This window comes from Dongia sp. (assembly GCF_041910485.1).
Lineage (GTDB): Bacteria > Pseudomonadota > Alphaproteobacteria > Dongiales > Dongiaceae > Dongia.
Window position 1 is genome coordinate 1 of record NZ_JAYRQR010000050.1, and the last position, 19,159, is coordinate 19,159.

General features: G+C 64.4%; 17 protein-coding genes. 4 read left to right on the plus strand and 13 right to left on the minus strand.

All coding sequences use genetic code 11. The features are described 5' to 3' along the window. Positions 1 to 221: 221 nt before the first annotated feature. The 12 genes from ACE3PP_RS16080 to ACE3PP_RS16135 form a co-directional block, all read right to left on the minus strand. Positions 222 to 1,172 (minus strand): sugar-binding transcriptional regulator, encoded by a 951-nt coding sequence (locus tag ACE3PP_RS16080; protein WP_374384106.1) that lies wholly within the window; start codon positions 1,170 to 1,172, stop codon positions 222 to 224. 2 nt (positions 1,173 to 1,174) lie between these two features. Further along, positions 1,175 to 1,846, minus strand: a complete 672-nt coding sequence (locus tag ACE3PP_RS16085) for an HAD family hydrolase (protein WP_374384108.1) — start codon at positions 1,844 to 1,846, stop codon at positions 1,175 to 1,177. A gap of 73 nt (positions 1,847 to 1,919) precedes the next feature. After that, positions 1,920 to 2,915, minus strand: a complete 996-nt coding sequence (locus tag ACE3PP_RS16090; protein WP_374384110.1) for a Gfo/Idh/MocA family protein — start codon at positions 2,913 to 2,915, stop codon at positions 1,920 to 1,922. An 8-nt stretch (positions 2,916 to 2,923) separates the two neighbouring features. Then, positions 2,924 to 4,210 carry a hypothetical protein gene (locus tag ACE3PP_RS16095; RefSeq protein WP_374384112.1) on the minus strand — a complete coding sequence of 429 codons (1,287 nt, stop codon included), beginning with the start codon at positions 4,208 to 4,210 and terminating at the stop codon, positions 2,924 to 2,926. Between the two features lie 9 nt (positions 4,211 to 4,219). Further along, the gene (locus tag ACE3PP_RS16100; protein ID WP_374384114.1) at positions 4,220 to 4,915 is read right to left on the minus strand and encodes a cytidylyltransferase domain-containing protein; all 696 of its coding nucleotides are present in this window, start codon (positions 4,913 to 4,915) and stop codon (positions 4,220 to 4,222) included. Continuing rightward, positions 4,912 to 5,859, minus strand: a complete 948-nt coding sequence (locus ACE3PP_RS16105; RefSeq protein ID WP_374384116.1) for a Gfo/Idh/MocA family oxidoreductase — start codon at positions 5,857 to 5,859, stop codon at positions 4,912 to 4,914. The genes ACE3PP_RS16100 and ACE3PP_RS16105 overlap by 4 nt, the downstream gene beginning before the upstream one ends. 221 nt (positions 5,860 to 6,080) lie before the next feature. Then, positions 6,081 to 6,893 carry a 5-deoxy-glucuronate isomerase gene (iolB, locus tag ACE3PP_RS16110; protein WP_374384118.1) on the minus strand — a complete coding sequence of 271 codons (813 nt, stop codon included), beginning with the start codon at positions 6,891 to 6,893 and terminating at the stop codon, positions 6,081 to 6,083. Positions 6,894 to 6,908: 15 nt separating this feature from the next. Further along, a complete protein-coding gene (iolE, locus tag ACE3PP_RS16115; RefSeq protein ID WP_374384119.1) occupies positions 6,909 to 7,811 on the minus strand; it encodes a myo-inosose-2 dehydratase in 903 nt (300 codons plus the stop codon). A 29-nt stretch (positions 7,812 to 7,840) separates the two neighbouring features. Continuing rightward, positions 7,841 to 9,685, minus strand: a complete 1,845-nt coding sequence (gene iolD / locus ACE3PP_RS16120; protein WP_374384121.1) for a 3D-(3,5/4)-trihydroxycyclohexane-1,2-dione acylhydrolase (decyclizing) — start codon at positions 9,683 to 9,685, stop codon at positions 7,841 to 7,843. A 14-nt stretch (positions 9,686 to 9,699) separates the two neighbouring features. Continuing rightward, positions 9,700 to 11,634 (minus strand): 5-dehydro-2-deoxygluconokinase, encoded by a 1,935-nt coding sequence (gene iolC / locus ACE3PP_RS16125; protein WP_374384123.1) that lies wholly within the window; start codon positions 11,632 to 11,634, stop codon positions 9,700 to 9,702. After that, on the minus strand, positions 11,631 to 12,434 hold the full coding sequence (locus ACE3PP_RS16130; RefSeq protein ID WP_374384125.1) for an ATP-binding cassette domain-containing protein: 804 nt from the start codon (positions 12,432 to 12,434) through the stop codon (positions 11,631 to 11,633). The genes iolC and ACE3PP_RS16130 overlap by 4 nt, the downstream gene beginning before the upstream one ends. Before the next feature lie 8 nt (positions 12,435 to 12,442). After that, positions 12,443 to 13,618 (minus strand): ABC transporter permease, encoded by a 1,176-nt coding sequence (locus ACE3PP_RS16135; RefSeq protein WP_374384127.1) that lies wholly within the window; start codon positions 13,616 to 13,618, stop codon positions 12,443 to 12,445. A gap of 146 nt (positions 13,619 to 13,764) precedes the next feature. Here ACE3PP_RS16135 and ACE3PP_RS16140 point away from each other — a divergent pair, with 146 nt between their 5' ends. Continuing rightward, positions 13,765 to 14,856 carry a Gfo/Idh/MocA family protein gene (locus tag ACE3PP_RS16140; RefSeq protein ID WP_374384129.1) on the plus strand — a complete coding sequence of 364 codons (1,092 nt, stop codon included), beginning with the start codon at positions 13,765 to 13,767 and terminating at the stop codon, positions 14,854 to 14,856. On the opposite strand, the gene ACE3PP_RS16145 is transcribed toward ACE3PP_RS16140, so the two are convergent. Continuing rightward, the gene (locus ACE3PP_RS16145) at positions 14,822 to 15,670 is read right to left on the minus strand and encodes a MurR/RpiR family transcriptional regulator (RefSeq protein WP_374384131.1); all 849 of its coding nucleotides are present in this window, start codon (positions 15,668 to 15,670) and stop codon (positions 14,822 to 14,824) included. The genes ACE3PP_RS16140 and ACE3PP_RS16145 overlap by 35 nt on opposite strands. Positions 15,671 to 15,905: 235 nt before the next feature. On the opposite strand from ACE3PP_RS16145, the gene ACE3PP_RS16150 reads away from it, so the two are divergent. From ACE3PP_RS16150 to ACE3PP_RS16160, 3 genes are all read left to right on the plus strand, one after another. Continuing rightward, positions 15,906 to 16,796 (plus strand): polysaccharide deacetylase family protein, encoded by an 891-nt coding sequence (locus ACE3PP_RS16150; protein WP_374384133.1) that lies wholly within the window; start codon positions 15,906 to 15,908, stop codon positions 16,794 to 16,796. 121 nt (positions 16,797 to 16,917) lie between these two features. Then, positions 16,918 to 17,883, plus strand: a complete 966-nt coding sequence (locus ACE3PP_RS16155) for a sugar ABC transporter substrate-binding protein (RefSeq protein ID WP_374384135.1) — start codon at positions 16,918 to 16,920, stop codon at positions 17,881 to 17,883. Between the two features lie 93 nt (positions 17,884 to 17,976). Further along, complete coding sequence (locus tag ACE3PP_RS16160) at positions 17,977 to 19,149, plus strand: Gfo/Idh/MocA family protein (protein WP_374384137.1); 1,173 nt, start codon at positions 17,977 to 17,979, stop codon at positions 19,147 to 19,149. Positions 19,150 to 19,159: the final 10 nt, after the last annotated feature.

Sequence of the window (19,159 nt, forward strand, 5' to 3'; positions counted from 1 at the left end):
ATCCGGGGGATCGGGCCTTGTGGCCGCCGACCAAGCCTGCCCCTCTCAAACAGGGGCCGATGCATTCGGCCTGCGCCCATCGCTGGACTTGCGCCGAGGGACAACCGAGCGGCTCCGGATGGGGAGCCAGGGTGATGTGTGTGCACAGCTCTATTAGTACAACATTCCTAGTTCTTTGTCAAGAACAAAATAGGAACTTGTTCGGAAACCGCCAAGCTCGTTCAGCGCAGGAGGGCTTGCGCGGTGGTTTCGTCGGTGATGAGGCCGTTGAGGATGCGGCCTTTCAGGGCGGCGCGCATGGCCGTCACCTTGCCGGGGCCGAAGGCGGCGCCGACGGTGAGGGCCTCGGCGGGGACGCGCAAGGGGACCGAGGTGACGCGGCGGTTGGTGCCGGCGTCGATGACCTTGCCGGCCGCATCGAAGGCCCAGCCGGTCACTTCACCGACCGCGCCGAGGCGCATCAGTTCGAGGAGTTCCTCGCGCGAGATGAAGCCGTCGACATGGAGCTGCGCCCCCTGGTCGATCTGGCCGATGCCGACGAGACGCAAATCGGCATTCTCGGCGATGGCGCGCACGCGCGCGACGGCCGAGATCCGCAGCAATTGCTGGCATTCGCCATCGCTGCCGACGATGACGGGAAGCGGTGTCGGATAATGCCTCGCCTTGGTGAGATCGGCGAGGCGCGCCAGGGGATCGAAGAAGCTTGCCGAGCCGTCGGGCGAGATGTTGCCGACCAGCGAGACCAATTGGTGGTTGGGGCAGTCCATCGGCGTCAGCTGTTCGACGGCGGCGCGCATGATACGGCCCGTGCCGATGGCGATGATGACGGGCTTTTCCGAGCGCAAGGTCTGTTCGAGCAATGCCGCCGCGCGTTCGGCGATGCCCGCCGGATTGGCGGGGTTGGCGAGATCGGTCGGCGCCACTTCGCAATATTTGAGGCCGAAATGATCCTTGAGGCGCCGCGCCAGTTCCATGCAGGCGGCAATCGGATGTTCAAGGCGGAAGGTGATCAGCCGTTCGGAGAGGCAGAGCGAAACCAAACGCTGTGCGGTTGCGCGCGAGACATGGAGTTTCTTGGCGATCTCGTCCTGCGTATGGCCGGCGATGTAATAGAGCCAGCCCGCGCGCGCGGCATCGTCGAGCCTGGAATTGTCGCCATCGCCGATCGCCATGATCAACCCTCGTTGAACCGCAGTGCGGCCTCTATATCGGACATGTGCGCAAAGATGCGCGCGGCCCCGGCCCACTCAAGGCGTACCACACTGGCTTCACCGGCATGATGGCTGCCGCCGACAAATCCCCAGACGCTCATTCCCGCCGCCTTCGCGGCCTCGATGCCGCTGACGCTGTCTTCGATCACCAGGCAGCGCCCGGGATCGCACCCCATGCGCTTCGCCGCCAGCAGAAAGAGATCGGGCGCCGGCTTCGCGGCCGCCACCTCGCTTGCGGTGAAGATGCGGCCTTTGAAGTAGGGGTAAAGACCCGCCAAGCGCAAGGAGAATTCGACGCGCTCCGGATCGCTCGACGAGGCGAGGCAAAAAGGAATGTCGAGATGCTGCAGCAGCGTCGAGACATAGGGCATCGCTGCCAGATGCTCGGTAAAGGCCAAGCGCATCTCGTCACGCAGCGCGGCGACAAAGGATGCCGGCAGCGGCTGGCTCCAATGCGCCTCATAGTAGCGCTGGACTTCGGCAAAGCTCCGCCCCAGGAAGCGGGCCATGATGTCGGCATGGGCGAGATCGATACCGTGACGGGAGAGCTGTTGCCGCACGGCTTCGCAGGCCAGCACCTCGCTGTCGATCAGCACGCCGTCGCAATCGAAGATGATGAGGTCGAACGCGCGCATCCGCCGCCAGCTTCCTTCGCATAATCCCTGGCGGGCATTAAACCACGCCGGGAACCCCCGGAAAACCGGCGCCTCAGCCGAGGCGGACGGTGCGCTCCTCGCGCGCGGACGTTGCGGCGGCCTCGACGATGCGCATGGTTTCGAAACCGTCCCTGAGGCCGACGCGCGGCTTGCCGTGACCGGCCGTCAAATCGCGCAATTCGTCGAGATAGACTTCATTGATGGCGAAACCGTCCGGCGCGCCGACGGAGCTGGGCTCGCCGCCCAGCGGCCGGTGCGTGAGCTTCGCCTGTACGAAATCGAGCTCCAGACTGCCGGTATCGCCGTCTATATAGATGAAACGACGCGGCACCCGGCGATAGAGATCGAGATGGACCGAGGCCACGACCTCCTGCCCGTGATAGCGATGGCGCGTGATGATCTCAGCCACGTCGTCGACATCGGTTTCAAGTTCGCTGATGCGCGCGAGCACGGCGGTGACCGCGTGCGGGGTCCCGAGCAGGGCGCGGACCAGGTCAAGCTCGTGGCTGAGTTCCATGAGGGCGCCGCCGCCCAGAATCTTCTGCGCGCTGACACCGAAGCGATAGTCGGTGCCGGGCCGCCAATTGGGAAGATACTGGCCCACTTCGGCGCGCAGGTTGTAGACGCGGCCGATCACCTTGTCGGCCAAGGCTTTCTCGAGCGCCTGGAAGACCGGATGGTAGCGCAGGCAGTAGCCGACCAGCATCGGCGCCTTGCCCGCCGCGTCGATGGCGAGGAGCGGCGCGCATTCGGCGGTGTCGGCGCCAAGCGGCTTTTCGATGAGGGTGGGAATCCCGCGCTGGGTCAGTGCAATCGCCTGCTGCACGTGATAGGGCGCCGGGGTGGCGACCACCGCCAGGTCGGCCGGCGTTTCGAGCGCCGCGTTGAGATCGCTGTACCGCTCGGCCACCAGCGCGTCGATTTCAGGCGGGATCACCGCGCCGGCCAGCCGCTCGACCACGACCAGACGGGCGTCCGGAAAAAGCTGGCGCAGATTGCGCAGATGGCGTTTGGCGATGCTGCCGGTCCCGGTAACGATGGCGCGCATTCTTTGTGTCAATTCCCCGATCCTGGCGCCAACAGCGAGCGCACGAAAGTCTCGAACCGGGCCGAGGCGGTGGTATCCGCTTCGACCAGGGAATGACGGCTGAACCGCGCCAGGCGTTGCTCCAGCGTGCCTTTGGGGGCCAGTTGGCCCGCCTCGGCTTCCTTGAGCAGGGCGTCGAGTTCCGCCATCGAGCGCGGGAAGTAGCAGACCCCGGCATCATCGGCATTGCCGGGGTGCAGGAGACTGGCAGACGGGTCGCGCTCGGAATCACTCCAGACCGGGACTACCACAGCGCAGCTTCCGAGCAAACCCTCAAGTACGGCCAGGGTGTTGAAGCCGATGATGACCCGGGAATTGGTCACGATCTCGGGCAGCGGCGTATCGGCGACGATTTCGATGCCCAGCTCATCGATATCGGGCCGGATGTCGCGGATGTAACCATCCTCGTTGCGCTTCTTCATCTTGATGACGAAGCGCAGCCGCTCGGCCGGTGGCAAGGCCGCTTGCCGCTCAGCCGCGGCGGCAAAGACCTGCAGGACGTCGCGGAAATTGGCGGCGGCATACTGGACCTGGATCGGGTCGCCATAGGCCATCAGCGTGATGCAGCGCCGCTCGGAGAGCGGCGGGACCGGATAATCGCGCCAGGCGTCGTAGCGCGGCCAGCCGGTGGCCGAGATCGCGGCATCGCGCATCGCCGGCTGGCCGAGCATGAACTGGCGGCAAACCTCGGACGCGACGGCACAGCCGGTGCCGTTGAAGTAGAAGTTTCCATCCTTGTAGTTCTTGGACACGAACTCGCGGCCGCGGCCGATGCCGTAGCTTTCCCGCGACAGGACAATGAAAGGTATGCCCAGCTTACGGCATCCCATGCGCACGGCTTCATCCTGCCAGTAGTCGGTGTTGGCGGCAGCGACCGCATCGATCGGATGGCGCGCGCCGGCCGCCTTGAGAAAGGCCGTGCCGAAGGCTTCGAGACGGTCGCGGGTGCGCGGCAAATGCGCGTTGAGATCGTGCCAGAGCCACGCCTGACGGCGCCAGAAGGGGCCCACCCATTTCTCCTGCGGCGCCTTGACCGCGTTCACATGGATGCAGGGCAGATTGAGATCGGTCCGCTTCTTGAGTTCGGCGATGTCCTTGGCAAACAGCGCGCGCTCGAGGCAGAGGACGGTCGGCCGGCCGGGACGCCAATCGCCCCACTTGATCGCGTCGGCAACTTCACGCGCCGCCTTGTCGAGCCGGCCGCTGGCATGATCGAACGCGGCGCGCGCGGCATATGCTAGATCGCTGAACGGCATCGCCTGGGTTTAGGCCTTCGTGGCAAGAGCGGCGGCCAGGGCGATATCCTCGGGCGTGTCGATATCGATCGCGTCGCGCCAATCCATCGCCCAGAAGCGATGGCCCGGACCATAGAAGGTGCGCGATTGCAGGAGCGCCGGCACCCGGGCGATCCAGATGGCGCCCGACGGGCAATAGACCGTTTCGAGATCCTGCGAGCGCGTCGTCATCGCCTGCGGATGCAGCGGGCGCGGCGTCCCGTCCTGGGCGATCGAGATCGCCCACCAGGGGTTCAAGGGACCGTAATCGGTGCAGCTCAACATGAAATCGGCATAGCCGCGATGGAAGGCATCGAGACTGTCGCGCACATGCTGTTCGTTGCGCAAGGGACAGGTCGGCAGCAGTTGCATCACCAGTTCGGCCGGCCGGCCGCGCCAGGCCGCGTATTGCTCCAGCGCCTCGATGGTCGCAAGCGACACCGGCGAATGATCGTCGCCGGTCTTCTGCCGCAGGAACGGAACGCTCGCCCCATAGGCGCGGCCGATCTCGGCGATCTCGGGATCGTCGGTGCCGACCAGCACGGTCTCGAAGCGACCGCTCTTCAGGGCCGCTTCGATCGACCAGGCGATCAGCGGCTTGCCCATGAATTCGGCGATGTTCTTTCTGGGGATGCGGCGCGATCCGCCGCGCGCTGGAATGATGGCAATGCTGTCAGGAATCATCATGCGCGTAGTTCCTGCGCCCGTCCGCGCTCGATAATGTCGGTCACGGCCAAGGTCCGTGCCAGGTTGAAGCGGCGCTCCCGGTGACGCACGCCCTCGCAGAATTGTTCGAGCGCATTGCGGAACGCAGAAAAGGAATCGGTAAAGACCAACTGACGATGGCCTGTCTCGCCATGCGCGGTCAAGGCGATCGGGGCATTGAGGCCGCCCATCGCGGCAAATTGAGCGCTAAAACCCTCATCATGCCAGACGGCGTTCACCAGCCGGACGGTGCCGTGCCCGGTTGCCATCAGTTCGTCCGGCGCCCGCTCGAGCCCCAGCAATTGCAGCGCCGGCTCGATGATGTGGACACCGTACGTGTCCCAATATTTCGGGGTGACGCCGCTGACATGGCGGACGCCGCCGAGTTGCCGGCGTTCCTCTGCCGAAAGGGTCATCTCGGCCGCCCAGGCCACCGCCGTCCCGGCAAAGATCTGGCCGGGATAGCGTTCCTCGGCCAGCAATTCGTCAGCCACCTGACGGCTGAGCGCCAGCGGCTTGTCGATGCAGACCGGCAGGCCCGCCCGCAAAAAGGGCAGCGCGAACCGGCGGTGATTCTCGGCATCGTCCCGCGCCAGCAGGAGCCCGTCGACGGCGCTGATCATATCCTCGGGATTTTCGACAATTTGCGGGATCAGGCTCGCGGCCGCGATATGGCGCGACTGGGCAGGATCCTGGGTCCACAGATGCGTGACGGCCACCGCCTTCAGCCGGTCCTCGGGGAAACGGCGTTGGGCGAGATAGGCTGGAATGCCCGGATAGGGGCAATCGGCCATCGCCTTGTCGTTATAGCCATTGCAAATCGCTGCCCAGGAATAGGGGTGCCCGTTACCCGGACTGGAACCGATGACCCCCAATCGGAGGGGCTGTGGCGAGGTTGCAGCGGCTGGGGTAACGGTTTGCGGCATAAGGCTATCGGCGGCGCGGTCTGCTGCCGAACCAAGCATTTCCGGCAACCTGTTGGGAGCAGAGACGAATTTCTAACAAATCAGAGGTCTACTTGCCCATCCGACCCGGTATTTGTCAACGAACATCGCACGCGCGCGCCGACGCGCCGCGGCCAGCCGTCCCAGCCGCCCCTCCCAACCCTATCCCTTCGTCGCGATTGGATTTTTACCCTAGCGCCCCCCTATTTCTTCACGATCCATTCGTGCTGGGGGTCGTTCTTGAAGCACCAGCGGCGTTCCGGGCCGGCCATGACGTTGAGGTAATAGAGGTCGTAGCCATGTGGGGCGCCGACCGGGTGATAGCCTTCAGGCACCATCACCACGTCGCCATCCTCGACCGCCATCGTCTGGTCGATGGAACGGTCGTCGGTATAGACGCGCTGGAAGGCGAAGCCCTGGGACGGGTTGAGGCGGTGGTAATAGGTTTCCTCGAGCTTGGTCTCGGTCGGTGCCGCCGACGTGTCGTGCTTGTGCGGCGGGTAGGACGACCAATTGCCGCCGGGCGTCACCACTTCAACCACCAGCAGGCTGTCGGCGGCGGCCGTCTCGGGGAGGATGTTGTAGACGTGGCGGATGTTCGAGCCCTTGCCGCGTTCCTCATAGCCAACATCCTTGGGCGCGATGAGGCGCACGGGCGAGCTGCCCTTGCCGCCGGGCGCCGAGCAGATGGCGAGTTCGACATCGCCGATGGCCGTGACCGAGCATGGAATGCCGGCGGGCGCGTAGACGGAATATGGCGCCTTCCCCTCGAAGGGTGAGTTGCGCTCGCCGATATTGCGGAAGGCCTCGTTGCCGGCGCTGATATCGGCCTTACCGGCGACGAGGACGAGGCAATGCTCGCGCCCGTCCGCCGGCAGATCGAGGGTCTGCTTGTTCTTCAACCGATAGAGATCGAAGCCGACATGGCCCCAGCCGGCACTTTGCGGAGTGATGTGATGAACGCGTCCCGCTTCGTCCGGGGCCTTCGCCTTCACCAGGAGGTCGCGCTGGGGCATGATCGGCTCTCTCTTTCAGCCAACAACTTTGAGCTTGGCAGCCTTGGCCGTCGCACGCAAATGAGCATTGCCGAGTTCGGCATAGACCCGGGGATTGAACAGGCGGGGATCCTGCTCGGCCTCCTGCACCAGCCAGCCTTTGTAGCCGGCCTTGGAGAGGTGCCCCAGCACCTTTGCGTAATCGACAATGCCGTCACCGGGCGCGGTGAAGAGGCCGCACAGCACCGCCTCGGAGAAGCTGGTGTCGCGCCTGCGGCAGGCTTCGAGGGCGTAGCGGCGCACATCCTTGCAATGGACGTGTTTGATGCGCTTGGCGTGCTTCTTGGCGACCGCCACGGGATCGCCGCCCGCCACCGTCATGTGGCCGGTATCGAGGAGGAGACCGACCGCCGCATTGGTGTTCTCCATCAGCCGGTCGACATCCTGCTGGCTCTCGATCGGCGTTCCCATATGGTGATGGACGGCCATCTGCACACCTTGCCCCAGCATGTAATCGGCGACCTCATTCATGCGTTGGCCGAGCTTCTTCCACTCGGCGGCGCTACTGACCTTCGGGCGCTGGGAGAAGCCGGCGGCAACATTGAGGACGATGTCGCCGGTGGTTTCGGCGAAGACCATGACCTTTGCGCCACAGCCCTTCATGAGGGCGAGATGGTCCTGCATCGCGGCAATCTCGGCCTTGGTATCGCGTTCAAGGAGGCGCGCCGAATACCAGCCGGAAACGAGCGTCAGATCATGCTTGTCGAGAAGGCTTTTGAGTTTCTTCGGTTCCTTCGGATATTTGCGCCCCAGCTCGACACCGCTGAAACCGGCGGCGCGGGCTTCCGACAGAAGCGTGTTCAAGGGGATGAGATCGCCGAGCCAGGCCATGCAATCGTTGGTCCAGCCGATAGGGTTGATGCCGAGTGTGACGGTCATGATCTTCTTTTCCGTTGGGGTTGGTGTGTTTACTTCTGCCCGGTGAGGGCTTTTTCGTATTTGGCGCGCGCAGCATCGACTTGCGCCCGCGTCGAGACTTCCGGCACCGGCACGTCCCACCAGGCGCCGCCATCGGGTGTCGAATCCAGGGGGTCGGTATCGATGACGATGACGCTGGTCCGGTCGTGGCCCTTGGCGCGGGTGAGCGCCGCTTCGAGATCGGCGATCGAGTTCACCTTCTCGGCGACGGCGCCCATCGCCGCGGCATGGGCGGCGAAGTCGATCTTGACGTCGCGCACGCGCTTCACGTCTTCAAAGAGGTTGTTGAAAGGCCGGCCACCACACGCCTGCTGCAGGCGGTTGATGCAGCCGAAACCGCTATTGTCGGTGATGACGATGTCGAGCTTCGCCCCCATCATCACCGAGGAGACGATCTCGGAATTCATCATAAGGTAAGAGCCGTCGCCGACGAAGACGATGACGCGACGATCCGGATGCGCCAGCTTGATGCCGAGGCCGCCGGCAATCTCGTAGCCCATGCAGGAATAGCCGTATTCGAGGTGATAGCCCTCCGGCCGATGCGCGCGCCACAGCTTGTGGAGCTCGCCCGGCATGCCGCCCGCCGCGTTGATCATGATGTCTTCCGGCGCAGCCGTGCGGTTGACGGCACCCAGCACCTCGGCATCGCTAGGGAGGGCATTGCCGCTCAATTGCCGCGGCGCCGTACGGGCCGACACAGCATCGTTCCAGGCCTTCGCCCCTTGCTGCGCCTTCAGGGACCAGCTGCCGGGCACTTTCCAGCCTTCGAGCCCCGCCTGCAGCGCTTCGATCCCGGCCCTGGCATCGGCGACGAGCGGCAGCGCGCCCTGCTTCACCGCGTCGAAGGGGGTCGTGTTAAGCTGGATGAGCTTGGCCCCGCCACCCCAGAGGGCGTGCGAGCCGGTGGTGAAATCCTGGAGGCGCGTGCCGATGGCGAGGATGCAATCGGCATGGCGGGCCAGATCGTTGGCGGCACTGGAGCCGGTGACGCCGACACCGCCCATCTGCAGCGGATGATCCCACGGGAGCACGCCTTTCCCCGCCTGCGTCTCGGCAAGCGGCAGATCGTAGCTCTCGACGAGCTTGCACAAGGCGTCGCCGGCGAGACTGTATTTGACGCCGCCGCCGGCAATGACGAGGGGGGCCTTAGCGGATTTCAGCGCCTGGAGGGCTGCCGCCAGTTCCATTGTGTCCGGGGACGGCCGGCGCCAATGGTGCAGCTTCGTCTCGAAGAAGGCGGCGGGATAGTCGAAGGCCTCGGTCTGCACATCCTGCGGCAGGCACAGCGTCACCGGACCGCATTCGACCGGATCGGTCAGCACGCGGATGGCCTGCGGCAAGGTCGCGAGCAGCTGTTCGGGCCGCGTGATGCGGTCCCAATAGCGCGAGACGGGCTTGAAGCAATCGTTGGCGGAGAGGGTCGCGTCCTGGAAGCTTTCGATCTGCTGCAGCACCGGATCGGGTCGGCGGTTGGCGAAGATGTCGCCGGGCAGCAGCAGCAGCGGCAGGCGGTTGACATGGGCGACGGCGGCGGCCGTCACCATGTTGGTGGCGCCCGGCCCGACCGAGGTTGTGCAGCCGAGGATGCGGCGGCGGTTCTGCGCCTTGGTGAAGGCGATGGCGGCGTGGGCCATCGCCTGTTCGTTCTGGGCGCGATAGGTCGGGAACCTGTCGGCGACATCGGCCAGCGCTTCACCCAGGCCCGCCACATTGCCGTGCCCGAAGATCGCGAACATGCCAGCCAGAATGGGCTGGCGCACGCCGTCGATCTCGACCTCCTGCGCGCGGAAATAGCGCAGCAGGGCCTGGGCCATTGTCAATCGGATGGTCTTCATGGAGAGACGGTCCTTCAAGCAACAGCGCTGCGGCCGTTTCGGGCGCCGCGCCAGACATCGATCAGGCGACGATAGCGCGCCGCCACTTCGGCCACGAATTCGGCGTCGCTCAGCCGGTTCTGCAGCCAGCTTTCGGCCGGCTGCGAGAAGACCGAGCGGCCGATGGCGAAGCCCTTGCAGATCGGCTGCGCAGCGGCGGCCGTGAGAGTCCGCACCAGATCCGGCTCCGGCGCATCGAGGCCCAGCAGCAGCACGCCCCGGCAATCGGCATCGTGGGATGTGACCGCGTCGGTGATCGCCGCCCAGCCAGTCGTATCGTCCGGTGCCGCGAGCTTCCACCAATCCGGCTTCAGCCCGACCTCATAGTAGCGGCGGATCATGGCGGCGACCATCGCCCCATCGCCGGGTTTGCTTTTATCGGGGATGATTTCGAGCAGGAGTTCATGGCCAGTGGCACGGCAGGCTTCGAACAAGGCGAGGAGGCGATCTTCCTGGGGTCCCGCGATCGCGGGGGCGTCATCCGGCTTCTGGTAGACGAGACACTTCACCGTATGTTCGAGCGGCCATTCGCGCAGCACGCTGCCGATGTCGCGGCCGTTCTCGAAGACGAGCGGGATCTGCTCGGGGAGTTCGACCGGCCGCGCGATCCAATGGCCGCGCCCCGTCGCATGGGCCAGCACGTCATCGCCAAAACGGTCGTCCAGGATGATGCCGAAGGCGGAATCGTCGCCGAAAGCCTTGGCGGCACCGTCATAGATGAGCCGCTTCAAGACCGGGATGCGGGTCTGCGAGGCACCCACCTGACCGGCGAGGCGTTCCAACTGGACGCGGTGATCGAAGGCCAGCGCGCAGATCTCCGGCGAGACATGGCGCCGCGTGGTCGCCCAGTGGAGATCGTTAAGGATCGGGTCTTTGCGCAGCGCGTGATAGGTGCTGCCACGATCAAGGAAATGGCGGAGTTCGCGCCATGTGGGGCTCGCGGGCGCGCAGCCGTGGCGCGAGACGACCAGGGCGCCACAGGCATTGGCCATGCGCAGCGCCGCTGGGATGCTCTCACCACCGAGCAATCCACGCAGGAGCCCGCTCATGAAGCCGTCGCCGGCCCCCAGCACATTGTAGACTTCGACCGGGAAGCCGTTATCGACCAGGGCGCCGTCGACCGAGGCCGGAATGGCGCCCGGAAAGGCGACACAACCCAGGGGGCCGCGCTTCATGACGATGAGGGCTGGTGTCTTGGCGCGGATGTTGCGCAACGCAGTCAGCGTGTCGGTCGAACCGCCGGCGATGTGCACCTCCTCCTCGGTTCCCACCACGATGTCGCAATCGGAGAGGATCGATTGCAGATGAGCACTGACCGCCGCGCTGTCGACGAAGCGCACTTCGCCCGTGCCGTGACCGCCGATGCCCCAGAGGACCGGGCGGTAATCGATGTCGAGGATGGTGACGGCCTTGTTCCCGCGCGCGAGCTGCATGGCGCGGCGGCTGGCGGCCGCGAGATTGGGCTTGGAAAGGTGCGTGCCCGTCACCAGGACGGCGCGCGCCTCGGCGATGAAGGCGGGGTCGATCTGATCGGCTTCGAGCGCCATGTCGGCGCAATTCTCGCGATAGAAGATAAGCGGGAAATGTTCCTTGTCGCGGATGCCGAGGATGACGAGGGCGGTCAGGCGCGTGGGATCGGTGGCGACGCCGCGCACGTCGACCCCTTCGGCCTGCAATTGCTCGCGGATGAAGCGGCCCATATGCTCGTCGCCCACGCGTGTGATGACGGCCGAGCGCAGGCCCAGCCTCGCGGCACCGACGGCGATGTTGGTGGGACAGCCACCGACATATTTGGCGAACGACGCCATGTCTTCGAGCCGGCCACCGGCCTGCTGACCATAGAGGTCGACGGAGGAGCGACCGAGGGTGATGATGTCGAGCTTGCGCTCGGATGCGGAGGGGAACTTCATGCGGCGCTCGCCGCCTTCAACTCGGCTTCGAGATCGACCAGTTCCTTGCCGCCCGCCATCATCTCAAGAACGGCATCGCGCGATACGTCGGCCTTGCGGAAGGTGCCGACGGATCGGCCCCGATTGAGGATCGTGAACTCGTCGGCGACGGGATAGGCGTGGTGCACATTGTGCGTAATGAAGATGACGGCAAGACCCCGCGCCCGCGCGCGGACGATGATGCGGAGCACAACGGAGGCCTGATGGACACCGAGTGCCGAGGTCGGCTCGTCGAGGATGAGCACGCGGGCGCCGAAATGCACGGCGCGGGCAATGGCGAGGCATTGCCTCTCCCCCCCCGAGAGCGTGCCCACGGCCTGGGTCGGATCGCGCACGTCGATGCCGAGGTCGGCCATCTCGTCACGCGTGGTGTTGCACATGAAATCCCAATCGAGGCGGCGGAACGGCCCCTTCCCCGTCGTCGGCTCGCGACCCATGAAGAAATTGCGGGCGATGCTCATCAACGGCACGGTGGCGAGGTCCTGGAACACGGTGGCGATGCCGCGATCGAGGGCATCGCGCGGCGATTCCAGTTCGACCTTCGCACCGTCGATGAGGATGCTGCCTTCGCTGGGCTTGTGGACACCGGACAAGGTTTTGATCAGCGTCGATTTGCCGGCACCATTGTCGCCGAGGAGGCACAGCACCTCGCCGGCCTTGGCCGCGATGGAGACATCGCGCAGGGCGATGACGGTGCCGAAGAACTTGCTGACATTCTGCAGCGCGAGAACGGGGGTCGATTCAGTCATGGCTTGGGTCATGATTCACCTCACCGCGAGCCCGTCGCGCGTTTGCGGACGTAATTGTTGAAGAGAACGGCGACCAGAACCATGATGCCGAGGAAGACCTTGAACCAGTCGGTGTCGACGCCGGTATAGAAGATGCCCATCTGCACGGTGCCGAAGATGAGCGCGCCAAAGGAAGCCCCCACCGCCGAACCATAGCCGCCCGTGAGCAGCGTGCCGCCGACGACCACGGCGATGATCGCCTCGAATTCCTTCTGCGTGCCGCGCAGCGTGTCGGCGGAACCCGAATCGAGCACCTGGATCGCGGCGAAGAGGGTCGCCGTCATCGCCATCGCCATGAAGAGCAGGATTTTCACGCGCGCCACGGGCACGCCGACATTGCGCGCCGCCACCGGATCGCCGCCGGTCGCGAAGATCCAATTGCCGAAGCGTGTCCGCAGCAGAATCCAGGTGGCAAGGGCGGTGAGGCCCACCCACCAGACCACTGAAACCGGCAGGCCCGTGGCGAGCGGCAGGCCATCGGCGCGCGCCTCGATCCAGCCGACGCTGGCCATCCATTGGAAGAAGCCTTGAAGCACGTCACCGGAGAAGAAATGGCCGATCGGATCCGTGGCGACCAGCTCGGAAACGCCCGATACCTGGGTGCGGTTGGTGATGGCGCGGGTGAGCGCCAGGGTGAGGCCGCGCAGCACGAAGAGACCGGCCAGAGTAACGATGAAGGACGGCAGGCCCGTGCGCACGACGATGAGGCCGTTGATAAAGCCGATGAGCGCCGACAAGGCGAAGGCGAAGAGGATGCAAGCCCAGAGCGGCCAGCCCCAGATCAATGAGGGAATGGCGATGACCATGCCGGAGAAGGCGATCATCGAGCCCACGGACAAGTCGAACTCGCCACCGATCATCAGGAGGGCGGCAACCGCCGCCAGGATGCCGAGCTGGGCCGAGACTTCGAGGAAGTTCATCATGCCCTTGGCGCTGAACATGCCGGAATCGCCGGCGACGATCAGGAAGAAGATGAAGACGAGGATGGTGCCGGCAATGGACCCGAGTTCCGGCCGAGTCATCACCTTGCGCCAGGTTGAGACGTGCCGCAGCCGCTCGTCCCCCCGGGCACTGCCCGGCACTGCCTGAACCTGTGCGGCCTGGACCGGCGCCGCCTGAATCGGGACCGCGGCGGCGGGATTTTCCGGCTGGCTCATCATATGCTCCCCTGTCTGCCGCAATGCGTGTCGCGCTTGATTTGCGGCTGTCGTTTCTATTTACTGGCCATGATGGAACAAAATTTCCAAATTTCAACAAAAATCGCGCGCCGCGTTTTGCGGCCGACAAAATGGGAAGAGACGCTATGACTCGTTTGCGTATCGGAGTATTCGGCGCCGGCATGGTGGCGCAGGTGGAGCATGTGCCCAATCTGCTGCACCTGCGCGAGAAGTTCGATCTGGTCGCCGTCGCCGACCCCAGTTCCAAGGCACGCGCCTTCATCGAGAGCCGTTTCGGTGTTGCGACCGACCCTTCGCTTGATGCCCTGCTCGGGCGCAAACTCGATGCGCTGCTCATCGCGGCGCCGGACTTCTGCCATGTGAGCGCCGTCGAAAAGGCCTTGAAAGCCGGCCTTCATGTGATGGCGGAAAAGCCGCTCTGCTATGACCCAGCCGATGCCGACCGCCTGGCCCACGCGCAGAATGCGGCAGGCCGGCTCGTGCAGGTCGCCTATATGAAGCGATTCGACACCAGCTATCTCGCAGCCCTTTCCCTGGTCGAAGGCATGGGCGCACGGTTGCGCTACATCTCGGTCGAGAAAACGGAACCCGACGCAGTCTACCAGATGGGCCATCACTTCTATCGCCCCAGCGATGACGTGACGGCGGAGATGATCGCGGAAGGACGCGCGGAGACGCAGCGGCAAGTGACGGCGGCCCTCGGCCGCAGCATCAGCGGCGCGGTCTTCCGCGGCTATACCGGCGCCTTCTGTTCAAGCCTGGTCCACGATTTCAACCTGGTGCACGGCCTTCTCGATCACATGGGCATCGAGGATGTGCAAGCGGTCGCAGCGCAGGTCTTTGCCGATGCCGAAGGTGCCAGCGCCACCCTGCGCATCAACAACGATCAAGCGCTGTGGCAGTTGACGCATCTCAACGTGCCACATCTCGCCGAGTATCGCGAGCGCGTGGCGATCCATTTCGACGACCGGATCCTGGAACTGATCTTCCCGGCGCCCTATCTCAACCATCAGCCGACGCGGCTCATCGTGCAACGATCCGACGGTCATCGCTATGAGCAGGCCGAGATCCGCGATGGCTATGTCGAGCCATATATCGCGGAACTGGAGGGTTTCCACGCAGCGGTCACAGAAGGAGCACCGGTGAGGACCGGGATCGCGCACGCGCGCAAAGATATGGCCCTTATCGCTTCGATCGGCCGCTTGGCTGCCGCTTGAGAGCGGCCGCTTCGAGGCGGTGGCCGAGGGCGAGAATGATCGCCACTGCCAGGGAGGTCGTCGCGGTGGGGGAGCGGATGCCTTTGATCTGCGCCTCCTCCACCTCGAAGCGGATATCGGCGAGCGAGACCAGGGGGCTCAGCCCCTTGTCGGTGATGGCGATGATCTTGGCCCCTTGCGCCTTGGCCTGGCCGACGACCGACAGCGTCTCCGGCGCATAAGGCGTGAAGCTCACGGCGATGAGGGCATCGCCCGCGGAGAGGAGGCGCGCCTGCTCGCCGCTCATGCCGCCGATGCTGTCGAGCAGCACGGCGCGCTGGCCAAGATGCGACAGCGCATAAGAAAGATAGGACGCCACCGGAAAGGAGCGTCGCTGCGCCGTGACGCCGACAATGCGCGCGTTGGCCAGGAGTTCCGCCACGCGCTCAAGATCGGCTGGCGGCACGTCCCGGCGCAGGCGTTCAAGCGAGTTCGCATCGGCCGCAATGAGTTGTTCGAGCACATTGTCGGAAGGTGGTACCGCATCGTCGGATTCCGCGGCACGGATGCGTTCGCCGTAACTGACGACCCGGTCGATCAGGCGCGAGCGGAAAACCTGCTGCATGTCGGAAAAGCCGTCGAAGCCGAACAGCTTGGCAAAGCGGATGAGGCTCGATGGCTGCACCTTGGCCTTGTCGGCGATGTTGGCCACGGTTTCGAGCGCCACGAAATCCGGCTGCTCCATCGTGAACTGGGCGATCTGCAGCAAACGCTTGGGCAACTGGTCGTGCCGCTCGGCGATTTCCTGCTTCAATGATTCGTAATTGCGTTCCACACGTTTCTCCTGGCCCCGTCCAATTCCGGGGGCGCCGTGCTAATGCCGCGAGCCACCCGCGAAATCAAGTGCCTGGCGGCGATCCAATCCAACGCCGGAATGAATACTTAAATGCTCTGTTGATAATGGAACAAAATTTCTGTATCGTCCAGCCGACAGAATAAGTTTTCGCAATGCGGCACGAAGACCGGGCGCGAGAACTTGTGGGCGCAGACGGCGGGGAGACCGGTTCAACATGCAGCAGCAACAAGCGGCCGCGAAGCAGATTGTGGTGCACGAGGATGATCTCGGCATGTGCCACGGCGCCAACGCGGCTTTTCTGGATCTTTCCAAGCGTGGCGTCTGCACGGCGGGCTCTGTCATGGTGCCTTGCCCCTGGTTCCTGGAAATTGCCGCGATGCAGGCCGAGCATCCGGAGCTCGATATCGGCGTCCATCTGACGCTCAACGCGGAAAAATCATTCTATCGCTGGCGGCCGCTCACCAAAACCAGCCGCGCCGCCGGCCTTGCCGACGATGACGGCTATTGCTGGCGGACCGTCGGTGAGTTGCGCCGCCGCGCCGCGCCGGAGGCGGTCGAGACGGAGCTGCGCGCCCAGATCGACGCGGCGATCGCCGCCGGCATCGACGTGACGCATGTCGACAGCCATATGGGCGCGCTGATCTGCCCGGAATTCGTTGAGACCTATGTGAAGGTGGCGTTGGATTACGCGCTGCCTGCGCTGCTGACGCGCTCCTATGCCGATTACGATCCGCGGCACAATCTGGGCGATCTCAGCGACACGGCACCGATGGCGCGCGCCCTGGCGCTTGCCGAGACGGCTGGAATCGTCCCGGCCGATCAGGTCCTGGAAACACCGTTCGGCCGCAATGGCGCGGCGCGCCCCGCCTATGACGCGCTGATGGCGCGGATCGAGCCGGGTCTCACCTTCCTTGCCATGCATTTCAATGCGCCGGGCGAGATCGAGGCGATCGAGCCGAAATCATCGCACATCCGCACCGAGGAATTCGCGCTGTTCCAAGATCCGCACTTCACCGGTCCGCTACTGGCGGGGTGCGAATTGCTGGGCATGCGCGGCTTCCGCGACCGGATGCGGGCCGGAAAGAAAGAGAAAGTCGTTCACTAAGGCCCCAACGGCGAAACCAAGGGGTCCAACAAGAAGAAGCGCGGAAATTGCGAGGCGTTCACCAAGCGTAACCGACAACAGCACCCGATGGGCAACGTATATAAGGGAGGTAGGCATGCGCATGTTCGGATTAAAATCGGTCATCACGGCTCTTTCCATGGCAACTTCGCTGCTGTGGGCAGGCGATGCCCTGGCCCAGGCCAAGGAAGCCAAGGATGTCCGTATCGTGTTCGTCACCCACGGCCAGGCCAATGACGTCTATTGGTCGGTTGTGAAGAACGGCGTCCAAGCCGCCGCCAAGGCGATGGGCGCCCAAGTCGAATATCACGCCCCGGAAGTCTGGGACGTCGTGCAGATGGCCCAGATGATCGACGCCGCCGTCGCCTCGAAGCCCGATGGCATCGTCGTCTCGATCCCCGACGCGGCGGGTCTCAAGCAATCGGTCATGAGTGCCAAGGATGCCGGCATCCCGATCGTCGTGATCGATTCCGGCGAGGATCAGGCCGTCGAATGGAAGCTCGACCTCTATGTCGGCGGCGGTTCGGAATATGAGAACGGCAAGCGGGCCGGCAAACTGATGGGCGAAAACGGCGTCAAGCTCGGCGTCTGCATCAACCATGAAGTGGGCAATGTCAGCCTCGATCAGCGTTGCCAAGGCTACACCGACGGTCTCGCCGAAAGCGGCGGCAAGGTTGAAGTGCTGGCAACGACGATGGACCCGACCGAATCGGCCGGCCGCGTCGAGGCTTACCTCAGCGCCCATTCGGACGCCACCGGCCTCCTCACCCTGGGGCCAACCGTCGCCTCGCCGATCCTCAACCGGCTGCGCGAACTGGGAACCCTGTCGAAGATGAAGTTCGGCACCTTCGACCTGTCGCCCGACGTGCTGACCGCCATCGACAAGGGCGAGATGATGTTCGGCATCGACAACCAACAATACATGATGGGCTATCTGCCGGTCGTGTTTCTGACCACCAAGGCGATGTACGGCACCTTCCCGACCGACACCGTGCGGACGGGTCCCTCGTTCATCACCAAGGCCGATGCCAAGACCGTGCTGGAACTGAGCAAGCAGGGCATCCGCTAACCCAAGAAGTCGATTTGTCGCAACCGGCGGGCCTCGACAGCCCGCCGGTTTTCTTATCCGCTAGGCATCCCATTCGCAGTCAGGAGTAAAAACATGTCTCGATCGATCGGCGTCGGCATTGTCGGCACGGGCTTCATGGGCCAGGCCCACGCCATGGCCTTTCAATCAGCACCGCTGATCTTCGGGACATCGGTCAACGTCCGCCTGGTCGCCATCGCCGACATCAATCTGGCCGCGGCGCAGGCAACGGCGAAGCGGTTCGGCTTTGCAAAGGCACTCGGCTCGTGGCAGGAACTGATCGCCGATCCCGAGATCGAGCTGGTCGCCATCACCACGCCCAACGCGCTTCATGCCGACATCGCCATCGCGGCGTTTGCCGCCGGCAAACATGTCTATTGCGAAAAGCCGCTGTCGGCCGACCTCAAATCCGCCGAAGCAATGGTCGCCGCCGCCGGCAAGGCCGGCACCAAGAGCCTGGTCGGCTACAATTACCTGCGCTCGCCTGCCATCGCCTATGCCAAAAAACTCATCGCCGACGGCGCCATCGGCCACGTCACCTATTTCCACGGCATCTGCGACGAGGATTACATGGCCGATGCCAGCACGCCCTTCTCGTGGCGCTGCCGCCAGGACACGGCGGGCTTCGGCGCGCTTGGCGATCTGGCCTCGCACCTGGTCAGCGTCGCGCGCGATCTCGTCGGCCCGATCACGCGCGTGGTTGCCGACCAGAAGACCTTTATCGAAAAGCGCCCCGTGCCGTCGGCCGGCGACGGCACCGAGAAGCGCGACGGCTCGGCCGTGGCCACAACCGGCGAAATGCGCAAGGTGGAGAATGAAGACACCGCGCACGCCCTCGTCCAATTCAAAGGGGGCGCCATGGGAACATTGATCACCAGCCGTGCCCATTGGGGCCGCAAGGCGCATCTGGCTTTCGAGATCTTCGGCACCGAAGGATCGATCCTGCTCGATCACGAGCGGATGAACGAATTGCAGATCTATTCGAAGAAGAGCGACGATCCGGCCACGAACGGCTATCGGCGCATTCCGATCGGGCCGGAGCATCCCTTCTATGGCAAGTTCTCGCCGGCCAAGGGGCACGGCATCGGGTTCAACGATCTGAAGATCATCGAAGTTGCCTTGCTGCTGGAAACGTTGGGCGGCGGGGCTGCCGCCTATCCCAGCATTCCGCAGGCGATGGAGATCGAGCGCGTGCTCCACGGCATCGTGGAATCAGCCAGCAGCGGAAAGTGGGTGGAGCTCGGTTAAGTCCCGAGCC

Coding starts and splice junctions, on each gene's coding strand:
- ACE3PP_RS16095 (WP_374384112.1), bottom strand. CDS start 4,210: ATGCCGTTCAGCGATCTAGCATATGCCGCGCGCGCCGCGTTCGATCAT.
- ACE3PP_RS16160 (WP_374384137.1), top strand. CDS start 17,977: ATGTCTCGATCGATCGGCGTCGGCATTGTCGGCACGGGCTTCATGGGC.
- ACE3PP_RS16130 (WP_374384125.1), bottom strand. CDS start 12,434: ATGACCCAAGCCATGACTGAATCGACCCCCGTTCTCGCGCTGCAGAAT.
- ACE3PP_RS16085 (WP_374384108.1), bottom strand. CDS start 1,846: ATGCGCGCGTTCGACCTCATCATCTTCGATTGCGACGGCGTGCTGATC.
- ACE3PP_RS16080 (WP_374384106.1), bottom strand. CDS start 1,172: ATGGCGATCGGCGATGGCGACAATTCCAGGCTCGACGATGCCGCGCGC.
- ACE3PP_RS16135 (WP_374384127.1), bottom strand. CDS start 13,618: ATGAGCCAGCCGGAAAATCCCGCCGCCGCGGTCCCGATTCAGGCGGCG.
- iolC (WP_374384123.1), bottom strand. CDS start 11,634: ATGAAGTTCCCCTCCGCATCCGAGCGCAAGCTCGACATCATCACCCTC.
- iolB (WP_374384118.1), bottom strand. CDS start 6,893: ATGCCCCAGCGCGACCTCCTGGTGAAGGCGAAGGCCCCGGACGAAGCG.
- iolE (WP_374384119.1), bottom strand. CDS start 7,811: ATGACCGTCACACTCGGCATCAACCCTATCGGCTGGACCAACGATTGC.
- ACE3PP_RS16155 (WP_374384135.1), top strand. CDS start 16,918: ATGTTCGGATTAAAATCGGTCATCACGGCTCTTTCCATGGCAACTTCG.
- ACE3PP_RS16150 (WP_374384133.1), top strand. CDS start 15,906: ATGCAGCAGCAACAAGCGGCCGCGAAGCAGATTGTGGTGCACGAGGAT.
- ACE3PP_RS16100 (WP_374384114.1), bottom strand. CDS start 4,915: ATGATGATTCCTGACAGCATTGCCATCATTCCAGCGCGCGGCGGATCG.
- ACE3PP_RS16140 (WP_374384129.1), top strand. CDS start 13,765: ATGACTCGTTTGCGTATCGGAGTATTCGGCGCCGGCATGGTGGCGCAG.
- iolD (WP_374384121.1), bottom strand. CDS start 9,685: ATGAAGACCATCCGATTGACAATGGCCCAGGCCCTGCTGCGCTATTTC.
- ACE3PP_RS16090 (WP_374384110.1), bottom strand. CDS start 2,915: ATGCGCGCCATCGTTACCGGGACCGGCAGCATCGCCAAACGCCATCTG.
- ACE3PP_RS16105 (WP_374384116.1), bottom strand. CDS start 5,859: ATGCCGCAAACCGTTACCCCAGCCGCTGCAACCTCGCCACAGCCCCTC.